A 21,320-nucleotide genomic window follows, 5' to 3' on the forward strand; every position below is an offset into this window, starting at 1 on the left:
ATGACTGACGAAAATAATGCACCATACCAAACCTTTGCTAGCCTCTATGACAATCTCTTCGATGGTGATTTGTACGTGGACTGGCAGCACTATGTAGAAGACCATCTACCCGCTAGTAAAATTCTTGATTTGGGTGGTGGCGCTGGTCGCCTGGCTGTTTTATTGGCGAAAAAAGGCTTTACAGTTGATCTCTTAGATATGGCACCCGCCATGCTCTCCTTGGCGCAAAAGCATGCCGAAGAGGCAAATGTTGACCTACGTTTATTGGAGGCCGATATTCGCGATTTTTCAGATTGGGAAGAAAAGTATCCGGCCATTGTTTCCTTTGCGGATACCTTTAACTACCTGCCTGGGAAAGCTGATTTTCAAGCGGGCCTTAAGCAGGTTTACGATCACTTGGAGCCCGGTGGGACCTTCTTATTCGATGTCATTACGCCCTACCAAGTCAATGTTTTGTATGACAATTACTGCTATAACAATGATGATGATCCGGACCAAATCTTTATGTGGACTAGTTTCCCCGGTGAAGAAAAGAATTCCGTTGATCATGATTTAAAGTTCTTTTTGTACAATGAGGATATCGATGCCTTTAACCTAGTGCGCGAAGTTCATCACGAACAGACCTATGATATGGCTTACTACCAAAAGGCCTTGCGCAAGGCTGGCTTTGACCAAGTAGAAATCAGTGCTGATTTTGGCCGTAAAACAGCTGATGATCAGGATGATCGCTGGTTCTTTGTGGCTCATAAAGGAGGAGTATCATGAAAGCAGTCGGTATTATTGCAGAATATAACCCCTTCCATAATGGCCACGCCTATCATATTCAAAAGGCCAAAGAGCTAACGAATGCTGATTTAGCAGTAGTGGTGATGTCTGGCAACTTTGTCCAGCGTGGTGAACCGGCCATTTTGGATAAGTGGGAGCGGACCAAACTGGCTTTGGCTGCTGGTGCCGATTTGGTGGTTGAATTACCGGTCTTTTATGCGGTGCAACCTGGCCACTTGTTTGCAGCTGGCGCCATTCAAATTTTGCAAGCGCTGGGTGTTAAAGACCTGGTTTTTGGTTCGGAACACCCGGAAGTTGACTTTCTGGATTTGGCCAAGCAAGCCTTGACTATCGAAAGCGAAGGGCAGTTTACTGACCGGACTCAGACCTATGCTTCGGCCTACGCTCAACAGCTAGAAGAGCAGACTGGCTTTAAAATGGAAGATCCAAATGATATTTTGGCATTTTCCTATGCCAAAGCCGTGGTTGCGAGTGGTCAGGAAATGCAATTGCACCCAATTGGCCGTTTGGAAGCGAGTTACCATGATCAGACCTTTGAGGAGGGGCAGACGATTGCTTCGGCCTCTTCAATTCGACTTGCTCTTCACAAGGGCAAGTTTGAAAAAATCAAGCCAGTCGTTTCTGACCAAGCCTTCGAGGCCCTGTCAACAAAGCCAACCGCTTTAGCGTTTGAAAAGCCCTTCTTTGAGTTGCTTCGCTACCGCCTGTTGACTGATACGGTCGGTCAGCTAGGCCAGGTGTACCAAATGGCCGAAGGTTTGGAACACCGACTGGCGGGTGTTGCAGCTGCTGTTGAAGGACCACAGTCTTACCAGTCCTTTATTAAATCAGTAAAGACTAAGCGCTACACCTTTGCTCGCATTCAACGAACGTTGTTGTACACACTTTTGAACATTAAGGTCGATCAAATGCAGGCCGCGATGGCGGATTCTTATATCCGCTTGCTCGGCTTTAATGATTTGGGCCAGGCCTATTTGAGTGAAGTCAAGCGAACAGTAACGCTGCCAATTATTTCAAGAGTCGACATGTCCTTGGCGAAAGCTAATTTACGACTCGATTATAAGGCCGGACAAATGTGGCAGATATTAGCTGGTCAAACCCATGCCAAGCAGGGGCAAGACGTCGGCCGCAAGCCAATTTATCAAGGTCAGGAGTAAAATTATGAAGTATGCCAAACAACAATTAGCAAAGTTTCAACAAAGCCCATTAGTAATTGATGAAAAATTAGACCTACAATATTTGATTGATGAGCGTTTTTCTGATTTAATTATTAAGGCGCCATTCGTGCAGGTTAAGGGGACCATTAAAACATTGGCAAACGAAGACATCATTTTGTCTGCCAGTGTCCATGCTGATTTAATCCTGCCATCATCACGGTCACTTGCACCGGTTGATTGGTCAACTGCTGTTGATATCCATGAAACCTATGTTGCTGATGAAGAGCGCTTACAACGTTTTGATGAGGATGAGACAGTTTTTGTTTTAGAAGAAAGCAGCCTGGACTTGGATTCGGTTATCTTAGATAATTTGGTAGCCGTTTTGCCAAGTCAAATTTTGACCACAGAAGAGGCCGCAGGGGCAGACCTGCCAACTGGTCAGGACTGGCAAGTTATCTCAGAAGAGGACTTTGCCAAACAAGAACAAGAAAAGAAAGAAGAAGCAACAGATGAGAAACAGGCTCTTGATCCCCGCCTGTCGAAACTGGATGATTTCTTTAAAAAATGAGAAAATTTTGACGTTTATGGTAGAATAAGATTAGAACTTATTCATTTTTGTTCGATGGCGCTTGAGCTATTGAGCATCCAGGGACGTCGTGAGGGAAAATATGAGTCGGATTTTAATTGTAGAAGATGAAGAAAACTTGGCGAAGTTCGTCAGTTTAGAGCTAAAGCATGAAGGTTATGACGTGGAAACGGTCTTAAACGGCCGCGAGGGCTTGGACAAGGCCTTAAACGAGGACTTTGACCTAATCTTGCTTGATTTGATGTTGCCAGAATTAAATGGCTTTGAAGTCGCTCGTCGCTTGCGTGAAGTGAAGAAGACACCGATTATCATGATGACGGCCCGTGACTCCGTGATTGACCGAGTTTCAGGTTTGGATTATGGTGCTGATGACTATGTTGTCAAGCCGTTTGCCATTGAAGAATTGTTGGCCCGCGTGCGGTCACTTTTGCGTCGAATCGATATTGAACAAAACCCAGCAGATAAGTCACCTTCGATTATTCGCTTTAAGAACTTGCAACTGGAAAAAGAAAACCGGATTGCCCGTCGTGATGATCAAGTGATTAACTTGACGAAGCGTGAATACGATTTGCTGTTGCTATTGGTTGAAAACATTAATGTTGTTCAGTCACGCGAAAAGTTACTCAAAGAAGTTTGGGGCTTTGACACACAAATCGAAACCAACGTTGTTGATGTTTATATCCGTTACTTGCGTAATAAGTTGGATGATCCAGAATCAAAGACTTCTTATATCCAAACTGTTCGTGGAACGGGTTATGTAATGCGGAGCTAAGATGAAAGCAAGCAAGCAGAAAACAAAAGATGTCTCACCGACCCTTTCAATCCAGACGTTATTGACGCTGGCCTTGTCGGTGGGTTTTTTACTATTGTTAGCCGTGATCTTATTTTGTTTAGACCTGATTTTAGGCCCAAATATTCATGGTGAAACGATTGAGAAGCTGAGCCATTGGTGGGCTTTTCTAGTCATTGTCGCCGTGATTTGGACGATTTGCTTGTCTTGGATTTTGGCTCAATTTTTGGTGCGCCCAGTTAAAAAGTTACAAGAAACGATGCTGGCCTTTGAAGAGGACCCTGTGACAGATGACCGAGTCAAGCCGGTTGCCTACAATAAGGAACTCAATGACTTGGGGCAGGTGCAAAACGAGACGATGGATAAGGTCCAGGGCCTTATCCACGCTCAGCAGGATTTTGTTTCAGATGTCTCGCATGAATTGCGGACCCCAGTGGCCATCGTTAAGGGACATTTGGAGCTGTTGGAACGCTGGGGGAAGGATGATCCAGAGGTCCTAGAAGATTCCATTCACTCTTCCTTGTCTGAGATATCTCGAATGGAAACCTTGGTCAACGAAATGCTGATGTTGACTCGAGCAGAAAACTTAACGGTCAGCAGTCAACCCGAAAAGACTGAGGTGGCACCCGTTTTGGAACGGGTTTACCACGACTTGCAGATGGTCCATCCAGATTTTTCGTGGACATTGGACAATGCTTTGGGGGCTCCGGCTGAAGTGGCAGTGCGTTCAGATCATTTGGAGCAACTCCTGATTATTTTGATCGACAATGCTCTGAAGTACTCAACCGACCGGAAGGAAATTCACTTGGCTTTGGCGGAATCCGGTTCTTGGGTTGATATTGGCGTCCAAGACTTCGGTCAAGGAATTGCCGCTGAGGACTTGGATCGCGTTTTTGATCGTTTTTACCGTGTCGATAAGGCGCGGGTGCACCAAACTGGTGGAAATGGTTTAGGCTTGAGTATCGTGAAAAAGATGGTCGCCGCCTATGGTGGCCAGGTTCAGGTTGAATCAGCGCTTGGTTCCGGTTCGGTTTTCCGGTTGCGCTTCCCGCTGGTGAAAGAAACAGATAACCATCAAAAAGACTGATTGGCTGATTGGCTATTAACTTCCAATTTTGGGAGTTCTGGCGTATCAACGAACTAGTCTTTTTTATTTGTATTCAGAAAAGAAAGTTTTTCGCGAACATTCTTGTTATAATGTTTAAGACTAATTAAATTATTAAAAGAGGAATTTTTTCATGAAATCAGCAAAGCGGACATTCACGATTTTGTTTGTCCTGTTAGATATCTACTTAATGACCGGTGGTTACGGCGTTCATGGCCGAATGTATCGGTTTGTTTCGACACCAATTGCTCACATTTTGACGGAGATTGCCAAGTGGGTCGGCGGTGTCAACGCCATTGGTTGGGCCATTATTATCTTAACGGCGATTATTCGTTTAATCCTGTTGCCAATTTTTGTTAACCAACAAATTAACACGACAAAGTCATCATTAAAGATGCAAAAGTTGCGACCAGAGTTGGAAAAGGTTCAAGCGGCTGTGAAGAGTGCCAAGACACCAGAAGAGCAGCAGGCGGCTTCGATGGCCTCAATGTCCTTGTACCGTGAGAATGGTGTTTCGATGACCGGTGGGATTTCCTGGTTGACGATGGCCATTCAATTGCCAATCTTTTCTGGTTTGTACCTGGCTATCCAACACGCTGATGGCCTGAAGACGGCTACCTTCTTTGGTTTACCTTTGTCAAAGCCTGAAATCTTGCTGTCACTGGTCGTCTTTGTGATCTATGCCGCTCAAGCATACTTGTCATTGATTCACATGCCAGCTGAACAAAAGAAGACAGCCGGACAAATGTTGTGGATTTCACCAGTAATGATTGCTGGGATTACCCTGATTTCATCTGGGGCCTTGGGTCTTTACTTTATTGTTGGTGGAATTACCGTTGTTTTGCAAGCATTCATCGTGCATTTGATGTATGCTAAGTTAGAGGACGACGTGGATAAGAACTTTGTTCTTAAAAAGGGTGCCGATGATTTGTTGAGCCAACCAGCTTCCGCTGCCTTTGGGACAAATCAGAATCGTGTTCGCCCCGAAGATTTGCGCCCTCGAGATGTAACAAATGATGACAAGAGCCAACAATCTGGCCCACGAAATGCCGGCAAGCAACAACGCCGGAACGAGAAATAATTAATAAAGGACATATAATGGAACGAATTTTATCCAAACAAAATGCCAAAGTGAAAGCTTGGGCCAAGTTAGCCACAAAAAAGGGACGGCTTGAGCAAAAGACTTACTTGCTTGATGGCTGGCACCTAGTGCAGGAAGCTATCAAAGCGGGGGCAAAGTTCCACGCTATCATGGCAACAGAAGAGCAGATGGCAGAACACTTGCCAGATGTTCCCCATGGTGTGCCTGCCTTTGAAATTTCAAAGGAAGTTGCTGTCCATATTGCTGGGTCAAAGACGCCACAGGGAATCTTTGCCGAAGTAACCTTACCTGAAAAGACTTTTGATCCTGCCTATGTCCATGATGGCCTTTGGCTCTTCTTGGATGCCATCCAAGATCCAGGGAACGTTGGGACCTTAATCCGAACAGCGGATGCTGCTGGCTTTAAGGGAGTTGTTTTGGGTGAAGGAACTGCTGATGCCTATGCACCGAAGGTTGTTCGTGCTATGCAAGGCTCACACTTCCATTTGGAAGTTTTGCAGGGGGACCTAAACGATTGGATTACTGCTTTTGAAGACAACAACTTGCCCGTTTACGGTTCCGAATTGAATGAGGAAGCCAAGCCATACCAAGAAATTCAAGGGTTGTCGGCTGGTGCTTTGATTGTTGGAAATGAAGGTCAGGGCATTAACCCTGAATTCGCCAAGAAGACAACGGCTAACCTCTACATTCCAATTTTGGGTCAAGCAGAATCATTGAACGTTGCCGTGGCTGGCGGAATTTTGATGTTCCGGCTGAGCCTTGGAAATTAAGGCGAGTTCTGCTATACTAAGAAATATGAAATAGCGAGTGGAGGCGGTCATTGTGACGAATATTCTCACCATCCTTTTGCTGGTTGTCGGTTTTCTGTTAGTCGTGACAGTCATGATGCAGCCAAGCAAACAACAGGATGCTTTGTCAGCTTTGTCTGGTGGAGCAGCCGATTTATTTACCGAGCGAAAGTCACGCGGCTTTGAAGCCGTGTTGCGTCGGGCAACAACCATTTTGGGAGCCATCTGGTTCATTATTGCCTTGGCCTTGATGTATATTGCCGCTCATTAATTGAAAGGTCAGTTTACTTTTTTGTAGACTGATTTTTTATTTACCATTTTTAGGAGAACATTAAGAAAATAATGGAATTAAAACAATTAAAAGAACAAATCGCGGGCTTTTTGAAGGCCAATTCAACTCAGGCCTTTACGGCACAAAACTTGGCTGACGGTCTGCGCATGAATGATGCAGCCGGTTACAGACAGGTAGTTGGGGTTTTGGACCAGATGGTCGTTTCTAAGACGGCTAAGCAGGTGGGCGATGCCTATCAATACCAAGCAGTAAGCGGTGAAATTGAGGGTGAATTTAAGGCCAATGACAAGGGCTTTGGCTTTGTCCGCTATGATGAAAACTTACCCGACTACTTTATCGCCCCTGACAATACTGGCCAGGCAATGCAAGGCGATACTGTTCGCGTTTCGATGGTGAAACCGGCACAGTCTGAAGACCGCGGTCCTGAAGGCCGCGTTGAAGAAATTATTGACCATGCCTACCAACGCCTTGTTGGCATTTATACGGCAGGCTCACAACAAGAGGGGGCCCTGGGTCAAATTCGTTTAAACGATAAGAAGGCGGGCTCTTATCAGGTTTTGGTGCAAAAAGCTAAGGATGGCTTAGAATTGCACGATGGCCAGGTAGTGGTGGCAGAAGTCGACCGCTTTGCTGACCGTGTTCACCCTAAGCAACTTTTGGTTTCCGTGACCCAAATTTTGGGTTATGAAAATGAACCCGGCATGGATATCATGCAAATTGTTGAAAATAAGAAGGTACCGAACCACTTCCCCGATGAGGTCATGGCTGAGGCCGATGCGATTCCAAATGAAGTGTTGGAAGAAGATTATCAAGGCCGTCAGGATATTACTGACCAACCATTGGTAACGATTGATGGTGCCGACACCAAGGATATTGACGATGCCGTCGTAGTCTGGAAAAAGGATAACGGCAATTACCACCTTGGTGTCCATATTGCGGATGTTTCTCACTATGTTCGTCCTGGTTCAGCCATCGATAAGGAAGCTTACAACCGAGGAACGTCTGTCTATTTGACAGACCGAGTAATTCCAATGCTACCGCAAAAGTTGTCAAATGGGATTGCTTCTTTAAACCCAGACGTCAACCGCTTGGCTATGTCCGTGGAGATGGAAATTAACCGCGAAGGCCAGGTTGTCAAGCATGAAATTAAGCAATCAGTCATTCGTTCTCATGCACGAATGACCTATACGGCCGTGAACGAAATCTTGGCCGGGGATGATCAGACCCGAGAAGAGTACAGCGGTTTGACTGACATGTTTGATCAAATGGGTGAGTTACACCAAATTTTGTATCAAAAGCGTGTTCGCCGTGGTGCGATTGAATTCGATACGCCAGAAGCCTCAATTGTCGTTGATGAAAACGGGAAGGCGATTGACGTGGTTGTCCGCGAACGAGGGACGGCCGAAAGAATGATTGAATCATTTATGTTGGCGGCCAATGAAACCGTGGCTGAACACTATGACCGTCTGAAAGTACCGTTCCTTTATCGAATTCACGAAGTGCCAGATGAAGAACGGGCACAGTCCTTCTTCGAGTTTAGTAAGGCTTTAGGACACCCTGTCAAGGGAGATCCTGCCAAGGTTACGCCAATGATGTTGCAGACCTTGATGGAGCAAGTCAAAGATGATCCAGCCGAGCAAATGATTTCAACGATGATGCTACGAGCAATGAAGCAGGCCAAGTATTCACCGGAACCACTGGGCCACTTTGGTCTTGGTGCTGATTACTATACGCACTACACCTCACCAATCCGGCGTTATCCTGATCTGACTGTTCACCGCTTAATTAAGTGGTATGCCAAAAATGGTACAGGTGCTGAAGCGCAAGAAAAGTATGCCTCTTCATTGGGACAGATTGGAATTGATACCTCAACGCGTGAACGTCGGGCCATCGATACGGAACGATTAGTTGATTCGATGAAGAAGGCCGAGTACATGGAAGACAAGGTTGGCATGGAATACGATGGTGTTGTCAATGCTGCCCTCAAGTTTGGCCTCTTTGTTTCCCTGGAAAACACGGTCGAAGGTTTGGTCCATATCTCAAACCTAACGGATGACCACTATGAGTACGATGAAAAGCATGCTGCTCTAATTGGTCGTTCAAAGCACCATATTTTCCAGATTGGTCAAAAGGTCAAAATCAAGGTCATTCGTGCCAATAAGGAAGAATCAACTGTTGACTTTGTGCTCTTGAATCCTGAGGAAGCACCAACGACCGATATTCGGGTACCACAACAAAATCAGGGGAAGTTTGGCCGTGACCGCAATGGTCGTGGCAACCGTCGTGGTGGCCAGAATAAGGGTGCTGGTCATGGGAACGGCTCTAGCCAGAAGTCGAACGGTCATGGTTCAAATAACCGTTCCGGTAGCGGTAACCGTCACCATGGCGGCCAGAACGGTCAGAAGCCAGCTGGTAGCCAACAACGCAATCACGGTGGTAATCGTAGTGTTAGTGGTCATAACTCGAATCACTCAACCAAACCAGGCCAACAAAAGAATGGCTCAAGTAACGGGAAACACCAATTTAAGGTTAACCATCGAAAGTAAGCAGTTTTAAAACTTGCAGAAGGGAAGCCGGATGGCCAAAAAGAAAATCAAAGACGATCCAGCCCTGGCGCAGAACCGCAAGGCTCGCTTTAACTATGCGATTGAAGAAACCCTGGAGGCCGGGGTTGTTTTGACTGGAACCGAGATTAAATCAGTTCGAGCCGGTCAAATTACGATTGGGGATGGTTTTGTGACTATCAACAATGGTCAAGCAATCCTCACCAATGTTCATATTGCGGCCTATGAAAATGGTAATCAATTTAACGTTGATCCTTTACGCAACCGGGTGCTACTTTTGCACAAAAAACAAATTGCCCGATTGAACGGGTTGGCAAAGGAACCCGGGGTAACCATTGTGCCGTTGAAGGTTTATCTGAAGCGTGGTTTTGCCAAGGTTTTAATTGGTGTTGGTCGTGGAAAAAAGCAATATGACAAGCGCCAATCAATTAAAAAGCGCGACCAGGAACGAGATTTAAATCGTCGTTTTAAAAATTAAGGATAACAGGTCTGTTCTTGTGTCATTTAAGAACAGACCTGTTTTCATTAATTGTGCTTTTGTTTTGATTTTATCGAAGATTTTTAAAATATTTTATTTAAAAAAACAAGAAAAAGACATTCTCTTTTCTAATTGACCCAAAGACTATTTTTGTCTATACTAGAATTGTGAATTGAAAAAAATTCACTGCTGAAAGGAAGAAAATACGATGGGTATGATTATTATTTCAGCATTCTTTGCTTTGATAATCGGCTTGGCTGGTGGCTATTTTGTAAAACAAATCTTAGACAAGATGCGTTTCAATAGCGCCAAGCAGGTTGCAGCAAACATTTTAAAACAAGCAAATGATGAAGCCAAAAGTATCAAACGGGATGCAGAAGTTGACGCAAAGGACTTGGCCCAAAAGTACCGTCATGAAGTGATTGAATCACTGTCAGGTCGGGAAAAAAAGGTCGAAGCCCAAGAAAGTCGTCTGCAGGACCGGACAGATACTTTGGATCAAAAAGACGCAACTTTGAACCAGCGAGATGCTTCGCTGATTCAAAAAGAGAACCAGGTACAAAGCCAATTAGCAGAAGCCACAAAAAAGGCTGATGCTGCACAGGCTACTTTGACTGCACAGGAAGAGAAGTTGCAGGAAATTGCGGCATTGACTCGAGAACAGGCCAAGGATCAAATTCTAGCTGAAACGAGTGCTCAGTTGGATCGTGAACGAGCAGCTTTGATTCAAGAGTATGAAATTGATGCTAAAAGCGAGGGCGAAAAGCGGGCAAGGAACGTGGTAGTGGAAGCGATCCAGCGTTCGGCTGCTGACACCGTTTCAGATGTCACGGTTTCCGTTGTGAACTTACCTGGTGAGGAGATGAAGGGTCGGATTATTGGTCGTGAAGGCCGCAACATTCGGACGCTTGAGGCATTGACTGGGATTGATTTGATTATCGATGATACGCCAGAGTCAGTTGTCTTGTCAGGGTTTGACCCCCTGCGTCGCCAAATTGCTAAAAACGCCTTAGAGGCTCTGATTTCTGACGGGCGCATTAACCCAGCTAAGATTGAAGAAGCTGTTGAAAAGGCGCGTCGCCAAATGGATGAAAATATTCGACAAAAGGGTGAGGAAGCCGTCTTTGAACTAGGACTGCGTGGCCTACACCCAGACTTAATTAAGTTAATTGGTCGAATGAATTATCGGACATCATACGGACAAAATGTCTTGCAACACTCAATTGAAGTGGCGAAGATTACCGGTTTGATGGCTGCCGAATTTAAAATGGATGTTGCACAAGCAAAGCGTGCTGGTCTCTTACATGATATTGGTAAGGCTGTTGATGCGGAAGTTGAAGGTTCTCACGTAGAACTAGGCGTTCGCTTAGCTGAGAAATATCAGGAAAAGCCAGTGGTTGTGAATGCCATTGCCGCCCACCACGGCGATACGGAGGCAATTTCACCACTAGCAGACTTGGTCGCAGCTGCGGATGCAATTTCTGCTGCTCGTCCAGGTGCTCGATCAGAATCGCTTGAAAACTACGTGAAGCGTCTGACCGACCTTGAAAATATTGCGGATGGTTATCAGGGTGTTAAATCAGCCTATGCTATCCAAGCTGGTCGAGAAGTTCGCGTGATTGTTGAGCCTTCAAAGGTGACCGACATTCAAGCAACGGTTTTGGCCCATGATATTAAGGCCGAAGTCGAGGAACAACTCGAATATCCGGGTCATGTGAAGGTGACAGTTGTTCGAGAAACGAGAGCAGTTGATTACGCTCGTTAATGAAAAGCCCTTTGGGGCTTTTTTATTTGAGGGACTAAATTAATGTCTGAGCCTGCAATAATGTTTCAAGTCTGCTACAATAGGAGCAAATCACCTGTCCTTTATTGAAACGAGAGGAGAATCTCACTTTATGACTATTGGAGAACTTTCAATTTTAATTTTTGCCTTAGCATTTTTGCTTTTGGTTGTTTTTATCGGTATTTTTTTGTTGCGATTAACCCGATCGGTCAGCATCTTGACAACTGATATCGATACCATCGCCCGCTCTTCTAACGAGGTCTTGGCGAACACAAACATGTTGTTGGATGATGTCAACGATAAGATGGCGACGCTAGACGTTACTGTTCAGGCTGCTGCTGATTTATCACAGACAGTTTCCGATTTGAATGGTTCGGTTCGAAAGGCATCAAATAACTTAGCGGGGATGGGGACAATCTCAAAGGCTGGTGCTACGTTAGCATTGTCGAAGGTTTTCGGTCTCTTTTCTAAAAAAAATAAAAAGTAACGGAGGAATTGCTATGTCAAAAGCAACGAATGGCATTTTTGCTGGTTTCTTGTTTGGTCTTGGTGTCACTGCGGCCTACAAGTTGATGCATGAAGAACAAAAGGATGAGCTTAAAGAAAAGGTTCAGGCGAAGGCCGACCAGGCGAAGCAGGCTGCTAGTCGCGTTCAAGACAATTTGGCGCCCTATGTTTCGAAAGCCAAGGAAACCTTGGCTGCTAAGAAGGCAGAACTGGCCAATCAAGTGGTTGATCAGGAAGATCAGGACCGCAATGATATTGAAATTAGTGAACACGACTTGTCTTTAAACGATGACAAGTAAAGAAAACCACTAGGCAGGTGATTCTGCTTAGTGGTTTTCTTGTCGATAAAATTTGGTTTGGAATAGAGTCGCTTTGGGGGAGTGTTTTGGTTTAAGCGACCGAGAGTTCCTGGAACCTTTTACCGCTCACTAGCATTAACTCACCCGCGGGCTAATTTTTCAGCCTTTTTGGTGTTGGCGAAGTGGACCTTGGCAAAGTGGTTCAAGTCTTTTCCCTCTTTGATAAGGCGGCTAGCAACGCGGTCTGCTTCCTTACCAGCACCGATTGGTAGGTGAATACCGGCTTCCTGGCTCAGTTCGGCCATTGAAATCAGTTCGACGTAGCGGGCGAGAATAGAAGCCGCGGCGACGGCTAGGTGGTACCGCTCACCCTTGGTGGTGAAGTAGACCTGATTTTCCACGATTGGCTGCTGGTGGTTCTTTTTTAGATAGCGAAAATAAGAATTGGGTGTGACGAATTGGTCAATTAAGAAACCATCCGGTTTTGTCGGGCTGATTTTTCCGAGGACGGTTGCTAAAACAAAGTTGTGCGAAAGGGCCTTCATTGCCACCACGTTTTGTCCGCTTTGTTGCAATTGGTTGTACTTATCCGGCATGAGGTTGACGACGTGGTGCGGGAGGCGTTCGATGATCTGAGGGGCCATGGCCTTAATTTTTTCGTCGGTCAGTGTCTTCGAATCAGCGATACCAAGGCTTTTGACCCAGGCATTTTGGTCTTGTGGTACATAAACGGCCGCTGTTGTTAGTGGACCAAAGTAGGCCCCGGCACCAACTTCGTCAGAACCGATGACGCTCCAATTTTGAAAGCCAGCAGGAAGATTTTGGCCAGGTTGATCCTGCTGGGGTCGTACCTTGACTCTTTTTTCACCCCTTTTACTGAGGTCTAATTGCTGATCAGCCCACCGGTTTGCCTCTAGATTGGCATTTTTGCCTTGGAAGAGCACTTTACCGGAATGGTAAGCTGTGATGGTCGTCTCATTTGTTTGGGCCTGGAAGAGTGCGCCAGCCGGTGCTGATTCTTTCATGTGACCTGCATAGTAGTCCTGACATTTCTTAATGGTTGCCTTTGACAAGGATAGTACGCTTTGCATTGAAGCCCGCTTTCTTCTTGGTAAATGGGGTAGTAACCACTTAATTATAGCAGTTTTAATGGTATAATTGACCGTATTAAGTATGTGAATTGAGCGCATTTGGTTGGGGGAGAGCCAGATAAAATCGCGCCGAAATAGGAGCTTGAAAATGATTCTTTCACTGATTTTTGCTGTTGTAATTTTCCTCATGGCCTTGTCCGGATACCGGGAAGGCTTGGTCCACGTCTTGGCCCGTTTAGCGATTTTTTGTTTGGTCTTTTATATGGCCACGGTTTACTCCAAGCCACTCGCTGATCTCTTCTCCAACTGGGTTTCGGGCCAGTTCTCTCGTCCAGGTGTGCCAGAAGAAGTTTCTCGTCAAGGAACCCAGTTCTTATCATCGGGCTTGGCCTTTATGGTCGTGATGGCCTTGGGTTCTTTTGTTGGCCACTATTTATTGCGCCCCATCCGCTTTATCCGTCGTTTGCCAATTTTAGGAGCACTTGACGGCCTGTTGGGTGGCATCTTGTATTTGGGAATCGGAGTTGTTTTAAGCTTTGTTATTTTGCAGGTCTTATCGGTTGTCCCCAATGCCTGGCTGCAGATGCAGTTTAGCCAAAGCCCAATTTTAAATCAGTTTTTGAACACCACGCCGGTTCTTTCGAACCAGATTTATCAGTGGTGGCTTTAAGTAATAAGGAACAAATAGTATGAATAAAAAAGTCTTACAGACATTAGAATATGAAAAGGTAAAAGACCAACTGTATCCCTTTATTCAGACCGAACAGGGACAAGTCCTAGTTGATCACTTACAACCGTCTTCTGATTTTGACCAGGTGTCTGCCTGGTTGCAGGAAACCAACGAGGCCGTGTTGATTGATCGATTAAAGGGCGGCATGTTGTTGCCGGCCTTGGTGGACATTAAGGATCAGGTTCGTCGATTGGAAATTCAGGCAAGCCTCAACGGGGCGGAAATTGTCAGTTTGGCCCAAGTGTTAACTGCTACCGCCGCAATTGCTCATTTCTTTGAAAATATTCAAGATGATGATTTGGCGGGGTCAGTAGACCGTCTGGCTGCTAAAGCGGCCGACCTGGTACTCTTGCCCGAATTGACGGCTCAGGTCAACAAGGCCATTGATGAGACGGGGCAAGTATTGGACAGTGCTTCTTCGGCGCTGGCGAGCCTGAGAAGGCTAATGACGGGGCATGAGAATGCTATCCGGCAGAAGCTGCAGGGGTACACGCGGGGAAAATCAGCCCAGTACCTCTCGGAACCGATTGTCACAAAACGGTCGGACCGCTATGTTTTGCCGGTGAAGGCCGAATACCGGCACCAAATTCCAGGGGTTGTCCATGACCAAAGCCAAAGTGGTCAGACCTACTACATTGAACCGCAGGTGGTGGTTGAATTAGCCAATGAATGGTCAGAATTAAATGTTTTGGCCCGAGCTGAGGAAAATCGGATTTTAGCTGAACTCTCTGCTGAACTGGCCCTGCATAGTGAAGACCTGGTCACCAATGCTTTGATTTTGGGCCAATTGGATTTTGCCAACGCCAAGGCACGGTTAGCGAAAAGCCAAAATGCTCAGGCACCAGCTCTGTCAACCGACCAGTCGGTTGTCTTAAACCAGGCCTGGCACCCGTTGATTGGTGAAAAGAAGGCCGTTAAAAACGATATTAGTCTTGGCATCGACTACCAAACATTGATTATTACCGGACCGAACACCGGTGGAAAAACCATTACCATCAAGACGTTGGGACTTTTGCAGCTTTTGGCTCAGTCGGGACTCTTTATTACGACCGGTCGGCCATCGACGGTAGCGGTCTTTGACCAGATTTTTGCTGATATTGGGGATGAACAGTCAATTGAGCAGAACTTATCCACGTTCTCCTCACATATGGCTAACATCAAGCAGATTTTGCAACAGACCAATGACCAATCCCTGGTCATCTTTGATGAATTGGGAGCCGGAACGGATCCGCAAGAGGGGGCCGCATTGGCCATGGCAATTTTGGATCGGACGCGCTCTTTGCAGGCCAAAACCATCGCTACAACCCACTATCCAGAATTGAAGCTTTATGGTTATGACCGTCCAGAAACGGAAAACGCCTCCATGGTCTTTGATGTGGAGACGCTCAAGCCTACTTACCAGCTCTTAATTGGTGTACCAGGACAGTCAAATGCCCTGGCTATTGCCAAGCGCTTAGGCTTTGACGATGAGCTGTTGGCGGATGCCCAATCATTGGTGAACCCTGAGGACCAAAACTTGAATAAGATGATTCAGGACCTGGTTGACCAGCGCCAATTGGCCAAGGGCGAGCGAGCTGATTTGGCAAAGAAGACGGCTCAAGTTCAAAGTGAACAAACACTCCTGGAAGAAAAGACGTTAAAGTTGGAGCAAAATCAGGCCAAGGTCATGATGGATGCCAAGAAGGAAGCTAACCACTTGGTTGCGAAGACCAAAAAAGAGGCTGACCAATTAATTGCCGCTATCCGCAAGGAACGCTTGGCCGGTGGCCAAAAGGCTGGCTTGTCCGAGCAGGATCTGCAAAAGCAAAAGCAGGCAATCTCTTCCTTGCATCAAAGTGATCACTTGGAGAAAAATAAGATTCTCCAGAAGGCTAAGAGGGCCAAGGTGCTTGCTCCTGGGGATGATGTGGTGGTTCAATCCTATAACCAGCAGGGAACTCTGGTGAAAAAGCATAAGAATGGTCAGTGGGAAGTCCAATTGGGCATCTTAAAGATGCTGGTTGACGAAGACGACCTGACGAAGACTGAAGCAACTGCTAAGGCCCAAAAGGAAAAGCAGAAGCAGCACCGACAAAAGGTTGCTAAGACGGCCCACAGCAGTTCAGCAACCGGCCGCGTGCAGGCTAAGCTTGACTTGCGTGGCGTTCGCTACGAGGCAGCCATTACTGATTTGGACCGGTACTTGGATACGGTAGTTTTGGCCAACCTCTCTTCCGTGGAGATTATTCACGGAAAGGGAACCGGTGCATTACGCAAGGGTGTCACTGATTTTCTGCGGTCCGACCGTCGGGTCAAGGACTTCCATTTTGCTTCCGCTAATGCTGGCGGGGATGGTGCCACGATCGTGACCTTGCGCTAAGGCCTGATTTGGATTTGGTCAAGGTTGAAAAATCAGCCTTGCAGCAGCTCAATAATCCCGTCTTTATTTATAAAAGGCGTGCTTAGTCCTGATGTTAGTAACGTATTTAATCCGCCACCAATTACTTGAAACAACGAGAAGGGAAGACAACATGTCTGATAAGTACCCAGCCGGAGAATTTTTATCCGCACTATTTTTATACGCCCGCGATTTTAACTATAATCACTTGGTCTTTGAAGCCAACCGCTTTAAAGTGTCTGTGAACTTAGTTCGTCGCTCCAATACCTACGGGAATGCGGAGCTCTTTTATGCTTCTGCTGATCCTAAGAGTTTTGCACCGGTCATGTCGGCCATTAACCAGGCCATCGAAGTGGCAGAACTTGAAGGTGACTTGCAGGCCAAGGTTCAAACACCGAACTTAGAGCGTAAGGAACAAATTTTCCAATTTAAGCTGCGTGAGTTTGGTCACGGACGTTACCAACTCGATTTATCAATTTAAGGTAGGAGGCTCAATGTGAAACAAGGAAAGTCCGCACAAATTAAAGCATTTAAACACCAAAATACAAAGCACAAGTTTCGTGAAAATAAGAAGTTAGCACCATTTGATTACAATGAATTTGCTGGTTTCTTGCGGGCACGGTTCTTTTTGACCAAGAATAATACCTATCAACCAGCTGTCTTTGAGGCGGCCTCATTCTTCTTAGATGACTTGATTGCCACCATGGTGCAGCAGAATTTTTCTGCCTTTACGAGTGATGAACGGGTAATCGTCAACTTAAACGAGGCGATGCAAGCCACTTTGGTTCAGTCAACGGACCGTGACTGGCGCTACTTTGTCTTGCTGACGCCAGTTTTGTATGATATCCAAGCCTTTTTGGCCAAGGAAGGGCAGGTTTCACCACGTTATGGCGTGCAAACGACTAAGTTTGATCCAAATTTCTGGAAAATGATTATGCGAACGGTCATGGCGGTGAATTACTTCCGTTTCCAGGGCCAGGATGTTGCCAAGTTGATGAGTGAGTCATCAGCAATCGATGACTTGCAATTTAAATTCTTAAAGCAAAACGGGGATGCCGATGACTTTGACCTGGAAACGATTCAGGAAGTCTTTCGCGGGTTAACGGTTACGTTACCTGATTTAAAAAATGCCGATGCGAAGCCTTTGACACCTGCTTTAACGGCGGACCAACTGGAAGAAGAAATTGCCTTTGGCAAACGGATGGTGGAAACCTTCCAAAAGACATCGACGGCCGGAGTGGTGTCGGATCAGGAAATGGCGCTTTTGCAGGCCTTACACCAAGGATTGGCAGAAAAGTTCCAGGCTGATCACCACCAGTGGACGGCTAGCTTGATTGCTACCTTTGTCAAAGAGGACCTCTTTGACTATTGGCAACCGGTTTTTGACTCGTTGGATGGTTTAGGGGGCGAGATTACCCGCTATTTGCAATTCTTAGCTAGTAAGAAGGCCGTGACGGACTTTAAGAAGATGGAAGCTGGTCTAACTGGCGTTGACCATTACCTGGACGTTGCTGCCTTAAATAAGCTCTTAGGACAGTTGACGATTGCTGACGTTGAAGAACTAGTCCAAGAAAAGTAAAGATAAAAAAATGCCTGCTGGTCTTCAATGAAAACCAACAGGCATTTTTAGCAGAATTATGAAAATGAGATATGGCGCAAGAGGTCTGGCATCAATTGGTGAATTTGCTTCGTCTTTTGATCCTGAATCAACAATGCGCCGGCTGGCGTCTGAGATAAGACGCCATGGAAGTCCTGGATTTGTTCTTGGTCAAAGCCATAGTTCATTTGGACGTCCACCGGTTCTTGGAGATTAATGGCCAACTCTAAGCGAGTAATGAGTTCTTGGCTATTTTGTTGCTGCTTCAATGGAACGACAGCAAAGTGTTCGCGTAAGCGGGCAAAGACATGCTTGCCTTGCTTAATGATTTGATTGTAATAAGTCCGGCTATCAAGATTGACTTGCATGAGACCGCCTCCTCTTTCACTGTTGCCTTTAGTATACGAACAAATGTTTGGTATTGCAAGTGCTTTTCTTGGTTAAATTTTTATTAAGAACTAGTTTAAGGCTGATTTAAAGGCGTTTAGGGCTTTGTTCCCCTCAGGCGAACAGACTTTCTAAAATGTCTCTGGGAAGGTTAGAATTAGGTTGACAAATCAGTGGTTACTTGAGCCCGTCATTGAATAATGAGAAAAATTCTGGTAAAATACAAACATTAAAGTAGATTTTGATGTTAAAGAGGAAGAGCATGACACAACGTGGTTTGTTAATCGTCCTTTCAGGCCCATCTGGTGTCGGAAAAGGAACAGTTCGTAAGGCAATCTTTGAAGATGACGGTGTTGATTTCCGTTACTCCATTTCAGCAACAACTCGTAAGCCACGAGTTGGTGAAGTGGACGGCCAGGATTACTTCTTTGTTTCCCGTGAGGAATTCGAGGAAAAGATTCAGGCAGGTGACATGTTGGAATATGCCGAATACGTCGGTAATTACTACGGAACGCCACGTTCTTTCATTGATGAAACTTTAGCTTCCGGTAAGGATGTTTTCTTGGAAATTGATGTCCAAGGGGCCTTGCAAGTGAAGACAAAAATGCCAGAAGGGGTTTATATTTTCTTGACCCCACCTGACATTAAAAATCTCCGTACCCGATTAGAGGGCCGAGGAACTGATTCGCCTGAAGTCATCGACCAACGTGTTGAAGCCGCTAAGGACGAATTGAAGAAGATGATCAATTATAATTATGCCGTCGAGAATGATATCGTCGAGTTAGCCGTTGACCGAATTAAGGCAATTATTACTGCTGAACGTTTGAAGGTTAGCCGCGTATTTGATCAAATTGCGGATTAAAGGAGTAGCACATGTTATTGTATCCATCAGTAGATAAGTTGTTAGAGCGAGTTGATTCACGGTATAAGTTGATTGCCTTAGCTTCAAAGCGCGCCCGTGAATTGGATGCCGGGATGCCAGCAACAAAGGTTAAGTTTGATTCCAACAAATCAGTTGGGCAAGCTCTAGAAGAAATTGAAGCAGGGGATGTTGTCATTAACCCTGTTGTTCAGGATGAAGGAGAATAAGATGGCTGATTTTCCACAGTTAGATTTGGCGGCAAAAGAAGCACAAGCCACTTTGCAAACCAACTATGGTGATATTGACCTGATTTTCTTTGAAGAACAAGCACCTAAGGCAGTCGAAAACTTTTTGACCCACGCCAAGGAAGGTTACTACGATGGCGTTATCTTCCATCGAGTGATTCCTGATTTTATGATTCAAGGGGGAGACCCTGAAGGATCTGGTCGCGGTGGTGAAAGTATTTGGGGCAAGCCTTTTGAAGACGAGTTCTCAGATGACTTGTTTAACCTTCGCGGTGCTTTGTCAATGGCGAATGCTGGACCAAAGACGAACGGATCACAGTTCTTTATTGTTCAAGCGAGTCATTTTCCTAAGCAAATGAAGGCAGCCCTCAAGGGATTGCCAGAAGAAATTCAAACTGCCTACCAAGAAAATGGGGGAACCCCATGGTTGGATGGCAAGCACACTGTCTTTGGTCAAGTTGTGGCTGGGATGGATGTTGTCGATAAGATTGCTAAGGCGAAAGCAGACTATGCTGACCGCCCAATCGATGATATTGTCATTGAAAAAGTCGTCCTTCACTAAAAGTGTTGGGCGCTTTTTGCTATAATGAGGACAGTAGGAGAAAAAAGATGCCTTATAAAATTGGACAGCTGGTGACAGGAACAGTTACCGGTATTCAGCCCTATGGTGGCTTTATTAAATTAGACGAGCAAACGCAAGGTTTGGTTCATATTTCGGAGTTCAAATCAGGGATTGTTAAAAATTTGAACGGCGAATTGAAAGTCGGTGACCAGGTACAGGTGATTGTATTGGATATTGACCAGTACACTGGTAAAATTTCCCTCTCTCTTCGTCAGGTGGGCATCATGCCACTCAAGGACACGCCAATTATTAAAAACAACAGCGTGAAACGACATTTCTGGACGAACTATCACTTGGACTATGGTTTTGAACCAATTGCGTTAGCCTTGCCAGGTTGGATTGAGGAAGCAAAGAAAAGAATTAGCTGAGGAGTACTATATGACAATGGTAGCAGCGACGGTTATTGCATATGACCACGATATTCCCTATTTTTTAGTCCATCAAAAAGATTCAGGTGATCATTTTTGGGCAGTGAAGGTTCACCATCATGAAGAAAAGACTTCTTTGGGGACGATTCTGTCTGCCTTTCAAAAGATTGGGGTGACTAATTTTGACGATTGGCGCTTGGGTGAATTGGCCACTGCAGTCGAAGATGAAGGCCATGCCGAATCGTTATACTCCTTTCATGTGACTGATTATCAGGCATTACAGAAGCAGTTACCGAAGGAATTGGTCTTTAAGAGTGCTGATGATATCCGTGAATTGTTGACAACGATTCAGCCATCAACATTCACATCCTTTGATGCTAGTTAAATATTAATGGATGATTCAATAATCAATAGCAATAATGTTCGTATTTTATCCGTTAATAAAAGGGCGAGAGAAAGTATCTTTCGCCCTTTTAGAATCTCTTTAAAAAACATGGAAAAAGTGTTGACGAGTAAGAAGGTAGGCGCTATACTAGTTATTGTTCGTTACGAAGCAAACGTGCTTCTAGCGAGGCGCTGGTTATCTCTGGTAGCCGGCAGTTGATAAAAGTTTTTCAGAAAGTTGTTGACATCGTTCAACATTCCTGATAAACTAATCAAGTTGCCCTAACAAAGCAGCTCAAATAACTTTCCAAATTAGTTGTTGACTTTGGTTCACAGCTATGGTAAACTAAATGAGTTGCCCAACAAGGCATCGCACATTGAAAACTGAACAAAACTTTGAACAAACAAATCTGTAACGGT

24 protein-coding genes are annotated in these 21,320 nt (G+C 45.4%); 22 read left to right on the forward strand and 2 right to left on the reverse strand.

The genetic code is table 11. The features are described from left to right. The 13 genes from FT12353_RS06875 (at position 1) to FT12353_RS06935 (ending at position 12,237) form a co-directional block, all read left to right on the forward strand. Positions 1-765 (forward strand): class I SAM-dependent methyltransferase, encoded by a 765-nt coding sequence (locus FT12353_RS06875; RefSeq protein WP_059393952.1) that lies wholly within the window; start codon positions 1-3, stop codon positions 763-765. Continuing rightward, on the forward strand, positions 762-1,943 hold the full coding sequence (locus FT12353_RS06880) for a nucleotidyltransferase (protein ID WP_059393951.1): 1,182 nt from the start codon (positions 762-764) through the stop codon (positions 1,941-1,943). Before FT12353_RS06875 ends, FT12353_RS06880 begins: the two co-directional genes overlap by 4 nt. 4 nt (positions 1,944-1,947) lie before the next feature. Further along, entirely contained in the window at positions 1,948-2,511 is a 564-nt protein-coding gene (locus tag FT12353_RS06885; protein WP_059393950.1) for a YceD family protein, read from the forward strand. 100 nt (positions 2,512-2,611) lie between these two features. Continuing rightward, positions 2,612-3,301, forward strand: coding sequence for a response regulator transcription factor (locus FT12353_RS06890; RefSeq protein ID WP_047974306.1), 690 nt, complete (start codon positions 2,612-2,614; stop codon positions 3,299-3,301). A gap of 1 nt (position 3,302) precedes the next feature. Next, complete coding sequence (locus tag FT12353_RS06895) at positions 3,303-4,406, forward strand: sensor histidine kinase (RefSeq protein WP_047974307.1); 1,104 nt, start codon at positions 3,303-3,305, stop codon at positions 4,404-4,406. Between the two features lie 151 nt (positions 4,407-4,557). Continuing rightward, positions 4,558-5,505, forward strand: a complete 948-nt coding sequence (yidC, locus tag FT12353_RS06900; RefSeq protein ID WP_059393949.1) for a membrane protein insertase YidC — start codon at positions 4,558-4,560, stop codon at positions 5,503-5,505. A 17-nt stretch (positions 5,506-5,522) separates the two neighbouring features. Beyond that, positions 5,523-6,296 (forward strand): TrmH family RNA methyltransferase, encoded by a 774-nt coding sequence (locus FT12353_RS06905; protein WP_059393948.1) that lies wholly within the window; start codon positions 5,523-5,525, stop codon positions 6,294-6,296. Between the two features lie 52 nt (positions 6,297-6,348). Then, complete coding sequence (gene secG / locus FT12353_RS06910) at positions 6,349-6,585, forward strand: preprotein translocase subunit SecG (protein WP_047974310.1); 237 nt, start codon at positions 6,349-6,351, stop codon at positions 6,583-6,585. A gap of 71 nt (positions 6,586-6,656) precedes the next feature. Then, positions 6,657-9,152, forward strand: a complete 2,496-nt coding sequence (gene rnr, locus FT12353_RS06915; RefSeq protein ID WP_203619227.1) for a ribonuclease R — start codon at positions 6,657-6,659, stop codon at positions 9,150-9,152. Between the two features lie 31 nt (positions 9,153-9,183). Then, complete coding sequence (gene smpB, locus FT12353_RS06920) at positions 9,184-9,648, forward strand: SsrA-binding protein SmpB (RefSeq protein ID WP_059393946.1); 465 nt, start codon at positions 9,184-9,186, stop codon at positions 9,646-9,648. A gap of 208 nt (positions 9,649-9,856) precedes the next feature. Then, a complete protein-coding gene (rny, locus tag FT12353_RS06925) occupies positions 9,857-11,413 on the forward strand; it encodes a ribonuclease Y (protein WP_059393945.1) in 1,557 nt (518 codons plus the stop codon). Between the two features lie 130 nt (positions 11,414-11,543). Further along, complete coding sequence (locus FT12353_RS06930; protein ID WP_047974314.1) at positions 11,544-11,918, forward strand: DUF948 domain-containing protein; 375 nt, start codon at positions 11,544-11,546, stop codon at positions 11,916-11,918. A 13-nt stretch (positions 11,919-11,931) separates the two neighbouring features. Then, positions 11,932-12,237: a hypothetical protein gene (locus FT12353_RS06935; protein ID WP_059393944.1), complete on the forward strand. Its 306-nt coding sequence runs from the start codon at positions 11,932-11,934 to the stop codon at positions 12,235-12,237. A 140-nt stretch (positions 12,238-12,377) separates the two neighbouring features. On the opposite strand, the gene rnhC is transcribed toward FT12353_RS06935, so the two are convergent. Continuing rightward, entirely contained in the window at positions 12,378-13,328 is a 951-nt protein-coding gene (rnhC, locus tag FT12353_RS06940) for a ribonuclease HIII (protein WP_059393943.1), read from the reverse strand. A 148-nt stretch (positions 13,329-13,476) separates the two neighbouring features. Here rnhC and FT12353_RS06945 point away from each other — a divergent pair, with 148 nt between their 5' ends. From FT12353_RS06945 to FT12353_RS06960, 4 genes are all read left to right on the forward strand, one after another. Beyond that, the gene (locus FT12353_RS06945) at positions 13,477-13,998 is read left to right on the forward strand and encodes a CvpA family protein (RefSeq protein ID WP_059393942.1); all 522 of its coding nucleotides are present in this window, start codon (positions 13,477-13,479) and stop codon (positions 13,996-13,998) included. Positions 13,999-14,017: 19 nt separating this feature from the next. Next, positions 14,018-16,417, forward strand: a complete 2,400-nt coding sequence (locus FT12353_RS06950) for an endonuclease MutS2 (RefSeq protein ID WP_059393941.1) — start codon at positions 14,018-14,020, stop codon at positions 16,415-16,417. 151 nt (positions 16,418-16,568) lie between these two features. Further along, positions 16,569-16,916, forward strand: a complete 348-nt coding sequence (locus tag FT12353_RS06955; RefSeq protein ID WP_047974319.1) for a hypothetical protein — start codon at positions 16,569-16,571, stop codon at positions 16,914-16,916. 15 nt (positions 16,917-16,931) lie between these two features. Continuing rightward, positions 16,932-18,014: a metaphase chromosome protein 1 gene (locus FT12353_RS06960; protein ID WP_203619228.1), complete on the forward strand. Its 1,083-nt coding sequence runs from the start codon at positions 16,932-16,934 to the stop codon at positions 18,012-18,014. Positions 18,015-18,070: 56 nt separating this feature from the next. Here FT12353_RS06960 and FT12353_RS06965 read toward each other — a convergent pair whose 3' ends face one another. Beyond that, positions 18,071-18,400, reverse strand: a complete 330-nt coding sequence (locus FT12353_RS06965; RefSeq protein WP_059393939.1) for a hypothetical protein — start codon at positions 18,398-18,400, stop codon at positions 18,071-18,073. Positions 18,401-18,681: 281 nt separating this feature from the next. Here FT12353_RS06965 and gmk point away from each other — a divergent pair, with 281 nt between their 5' ends. Genes gmk through FT12353_RS06990 form a run of 5 tightly spaced genes read left to right on the forward strand, consistent with a single transcriptional unit; the run spans position 18,682 to position 20,901 of the window. Further along, a complete protein-coding gene (gene gmk / locus FT12353_RS06970; RefSeq protein WP_168779101.1) occupies positions 18,682-19,281 on the forward strand; it encodes a guanylate kinase in 600 nt (199 codons plus the stop codon). 11 nt (positions 19,282-19,292) lie between these two features. Beyond that, complete coding sequence (rpoZ, locus tag FT12353_RS06975; protein ID WP_047974323.1) at positions 19,293-19,508, forward strand: DNA-directed RNA polymerase subunit omega; 216 nt, start codon at positions 19,293-19,295, stop codon at positions 19,506-19,508. Position 19,509: 1 nt separating this feature from the next. Further along, positions 19,510-20,088 (forward strand): peptidylprolyl isomerase, encoded by a 579-nt coding sequence (locus FT12353_RS06980; protein ID WP_059393937.1) that lies wholly within the window; start codon positions 19,510-19,512, stop codon positions 20,086-20,088. A gap of 47 nt (positions 20,089-20,135) precedes the next feature. Then, complete coding sequence (locus FT12353_RS06985) at positions 20,136-20,516, forward strand: CvfD/Ygs/GSP13 family RNA-binding post-transcriptional regulator (protein ID WP_059393936.1); 381 nt, start codon at positions 20,136-20,138, stop codon at positions 20,514-20,516. 10 nt (positions 20,517-20,526) lie between these two features. Next, a complete protein-coding gene (locus tag FT12353_RS06990; RefSeq protein WP_059393935.1) occupies positions 20,527-20,901 on the forward strand; it encodes a hypothetical protein in 375 nt (124 codons plus the stop codon). Positions 20,902-21,320: the final 419 nt, after the last annotated feature.

The sequence above is a fragment of the Fructobacillus tropaeoli genome (assembly GCF_016860625.1).
In the GTDB taxonomy this organism is placed as follows: domain Bacteria; phylum Bacillota; class Bacilli; order Lactobacillales; family Lactobacillaceae; genus Fructobacillus; species Fructobacillus tropaeoli.

Bases quoted from the DNA above. Each gene is read 5' to 3' on its own strand.
- FT12353_RS06955 (WP_047974319.1), top strand. From the start codon at position 16,569: ATGTCTGATAAGTACCCAGCCGGAGAATTTTTATCCGCACTATTTTTA.
- FT12353_RS06950 (WP_059393941.1), top strand. From the start codon at position 14,018: ATGAATAAAAAAGTCTTACAGACATTAGAATATGAAAAGGTAAAAGAC.
- rpoZ (WP_047974323.1), top strand. From the start codon at position 19,293: ATGTTATTGTATCCATCAGTAGATAAGTTGTTAGAGCGAGTTGATTCA.
- FT12353_RS06985 (WP_059393936.1), top strand. From the start codon at position 20,136: ATGCCTTATAAAATTGGACAGCTGGTGACAGGAACAGTTACCGGTATT.
- FT12353_RS06880 (WP_059393951.1), top strand. From the start codon at position 762: ATGAAAGCAGTCGGTATTATTGCAGAATATAACCCCTTCCATAATGGC.
- FT12353_RS06895 (WP_047974307.1), top strand. From the start codon at position 3,303: ATGAAAGCAAGCAAGCAGAAAACAAAAGATGTCTCACCGACCCTTTCA.
- rnr (WP_203619227.1), top strand. From the start codon at position 6,657: ATGGAATTAAAACAATTAAAAGAACAAATCGCGGGCTTTTTGAAGGCC.
- FT12353_RS06885 (WP_059393950.1), top strand. From the start codon at position 1,948: ATGAAGTATGCCAAACAACAATTAGCAAAGTTTCAACAAAGCCCATTA.
- rnhC (WP_059393943.1), bottom strand. From the start codon at position 13,328: ATGCAAAGCGTACTATCCTTGTCAAAGGCAACCATTAAGAAATGTCAG.
- gmk (WP_168779101.1), top strand. From the start codon at position 18,682: ATGACACAACGTGGTTTGTTAATCGTCCTTTCAGGCCCATCTGGTGTC.
- yidC (WP_059393949.1), top strand. From the start codon at position 4,558: ATGAAATCAGCAAAGCGGACATTCACGATTTTGTTTGTCCTGTTAGAT.
- FT12353_RS06875 (WP_059393952.1), top strand. From the start codon at position 1: ATGACTGACGAAAATAATGCACCATACCAAACCTTTGCTAGCCTCTAT.
- FT12353_RS06930 (WP_047974314.1), top strand. From the start codon at position 11,544: ATGACTATTGGAGAACTTTCAATTTTAATTTTTGCCTTAGCATTTTTG.
- FT12353_RS06990 (WP_059393935.1), top strand. From the start codon at position 20,527: ATGACAATGGTAGCAGCGACGGTTATTGCATATGACCACGATATTCCC.
- FT12353_RS06965 (WP_059393939.1), bottom strand. From the start codon at position 18,400: ATGCAAGTCAATCTTGATAGCCGGACTTATTACAATCAAATCATTAAG.
- rny (WP_059393945.1), top strand. From the start codon at position 9,857: ATGGGTATGATTATTATTTCAGCATTCTTTGCTTTGATAATCGGCTTG.
- FT12353_RS06945 (WP_059393942.1), top strand. From the start codon at position 13,477: ATGATTCTTTCACTGATTTTTGCTGTTGTAATTTTCCTCATGGCCTTG.
- FT12353_RS06905 (WP_059393948.1), top strand. From the start codon at position 5,523: ATGGAACGAATTTTATCCAAACAAAATGCCAAAGTGAAAGCTTGGGCC.
- FT12353_RS06980 (WP_059393937.1), top strand. From the start codon at position 19,510: ATGGCTGATTTTCCACAGTTAGATTTGGCGGCAAAAGAAGCACAAGCC.
- FT12353_RS06935 (WP_059393944.1), top strand. From the start codon at position 11,932: ATGTCAAAAGCAACGAATGGCATTTTTGCTGGTTTCTTGTTTGGTCTT.
- smpB (WP_059393946.1), top strand. From the start codon at position 9,184: ATGGCCAAAAAGAAAATCAAAGACGATCCAGCCCTGGCGCAGAACCGC.
- FT12353_RS06890 (WP_047974306.1), top strand. From the start codon at position 2,612: ATGAGTCGGATTTTAATTGTAGAAGATGAAGAAAACTTGGCGAAGTTC.